General features: G+C 56.1%; 2 protein-coding genes. Both read right to left on the minus strand.

Annotation, left to right across the window (positions count from 1 at the left end; all coding sequences use genetic code 11):
- On the minus strand, positions 1-342 hold a 342-nt coding region (locus K0F86_RS25275; RefSeq protein WP_219136885.1), incomplete at its 3' end, for a hypothetical protein.
- On the minus strand, positions 339-1,501 hold a 1,163-nt coding region (locus tag K0F86_RS25280; protein ID WP_219136886.1), incomplete at its 5' end, for a phospholipase effector Tle1 domain-containing protein. The genes K0F86_RS25275 and K0F86_RS25280, both read right to left, overlap by 4 nt.

Consider the following 1,501-nt stretch of genomic DNA (forward strand, 5'->3'; position numbering starts at 1 on the left):
GACTTGCCGCGCTACAGGATCAGAGGGCCTGTCCGGGTAGGGATAGGGCCATACCTGCCACTCGAACTCCACCCATTGCGGCAGTTCGCGTCCATCCGGTGCGGCACCCATGGTGGCCCCGCCGTCTTTCATGGGGTTCTTGGCCGGTCCCAGGGAGCCAGGGGTCGGAAAAAATATGCTGTTCGCGGTTCGCGCGCGCAGCACGTCGACCTCTTTTCCTTGGATGCCGTTACTGAAGGTCACGATCATGCCGGGGCCGTCCTGTGAGCGTGTTACAGAGCAGGCTGTGCAGAGGACGACGGTCGCCAGGAAGCAAATCGTCTGGAGCAGATATGTTTTCATGATGGTGCCTTGCAGGAAGTGTTGATGGTAGGGGCGGTGGTCATGCTTAAGCCATAACTGGCCAGCCAGAGCTTGTACTTGTTCATGTCCACCAGCCCGATATCGGGATTGGCGATCGTGCCGCACTTGTAAGCATCGGGGAATAAGTTGATAACTCCAGTGGTGTCGGAGGTCCGCTTGCCATCAAAGACCGCGTTAGTCTGCAGAACTTCCTGGCCATTTTCATAAGTAACGTATCGTGTGAAAGTGGCATCGCCGTCAGAGAATCTGTTGCCGCTACGGTCATGCAAGATGGGGTTGGTGATGATGTCCCATCCATTTTTTTCTAGTTTTTTTTCGCTTATGGCGATTCCCTGTCCCTTTGCCTGTTCAACCATCCACATCAGCGCTACATCGGACAGGTCACCCGTGCCGAAGCCGCCGCCGATGTCGGAATGGCTGCCGATGAACGCCTTTTCGAGGCGGTTCGCCGAACTGGTCTGGCCGGGTCTGTCCATGATGGAGCGCAGATCGAAGTCATCCCCGCCGCCCCGGTGTTCGTTCAGCGCCACGGCGTGCACCGCGTATTTGACGGCGGCCGGTACTAAAAAGAAATATTGTTTTTCGTCCTGATGCAATATGCCGAGATGCGGCACGGTATCCCACAAGCCTTCGAAGCGCAGGTTCAGGCAGCGGCTCTTGCCATCAATGACATAGGCGCCGTCATTTTTCTTGAGGTTGTCAGCAACGACATTGAGAAAAAAGCGTGCCTCGGCTGCACCACGGCTAAAACCCACCACGTCAATATCCAGTAGCCCGGTGTTCGCGCTTTCTTTGATGTAGTCGTTGAGAAATTTCAATCCCAGGCTCACGCGCTGGTCGAAGCCTTCGCCCGTAATGGCGCTGCCGGCGTAGGGCATATCCTGGTTGGTGGTGCCGATGCCGGTGATATAGAATTTCTTTCCATTTTGAATTTCGTCATAGACCTCGTAGAACTTCAGTACATTGGAAATCGAACTGTCCGGCTTCGGATGTTCGCTGTTGCCCGTCCCATCAAACGCAAACAGGATCAGCCCGTTCGGATCGACATACTTGAGCGGATTCCCCGCGACATAGACATAACTGTTGGTGCCGGCGCGCAGGCCCAGCGGGTCGGGCGTCAGGTAACGGCCCTGGGCCG

The sequence above is a fragment of the Janthinobacterium sp. UMAB-60 genome (assembly GCF_900095235.1).
GTDB lineage: Bacteria > Pseudomonadota > Gammaproteobacteria > Burkholderiales > Burkholderiaceae_D > Janthinobacterium.